Here is a 730-nt window from a genome sequence, read left to right on the forward strand (position 1 = left end):
CAATTGGTCGGCCAACCCAACTATCTAGATACTATGAAAGCCTATCCAGAGTTGTCAGTCGAAGAAATAGGACAAACATTATCCTTTAAAGCTGGGCCACTGCCACGTCTCGGAGATAAAGCTCTAGCCTTACCTCTACCTTATGTTGTTATCAGTCAATTATGTCGAGTAGTGCGCACTGAGATGCCAAGTGATGATATGCATACAGCTTATCGAGGCCCACGCTATTCAATATCAGAGGTCTATTATTGGATACGCCGTTGGGATAGTGCCAATTTTGATCAAGGTATTCTTAATCTCAATGGTAGAAAAGAAGAATTACTGCCTGTCCTTGGTGATTATAGCAATGATGATAATATCGTGCCCTATACTGGTATCTGGATTCCCTTTGATTTTGAAGGTCTGGGTAAAGAACTGAAAAAGGGACAGGAATTTCCTGAAGAGGCTGAGTATGATTGGAATGATGGAGAGCTTGATAGTAAACCAGCAGTATGGAAACTTGCAAAACGTGAGGATGGCGGACCTGTTTTATTGCCGAATCCTTTTTGAGTTTTTGTGAATGGACTAAACATCAATGCACACCATAGAACAGCAAACACCTTCCGAAGCAGAACTTCTAGAACAACTACAACTCGCTGAACGTGAACTCCTCATGTTAGATAAAGATGATCAGGTGTTATCTCAACTTTCTCTGACCATTCAAATCTATTATAACAATGGTGGAAATGAT

At 40.8% G+C, this 730-nt stretch carries 1 pseudogene; it reads left to right on the forward strand.

Going from position 1 to position 730, the window contains the following annotated elements:
- Positions 1–549: pseudogene (locus tag F960_RS22605) on the forward strand (type VI immunity family protein); the annotation flags it as partial.
- Positions 550–730: the final 181 nt, after the last annotated feature.

The organism is Acinetobacter gerneri DSM 14967 = CIP 107464 = MTCC 9824, assembly GCF_000368565.1.
GTDB lineage: Bacteria > Pseudomonadota > Gammaproteobacteria > Pseudomonadales > Moraxellaceae > Acinetobacter > Acinetobacter gerneri.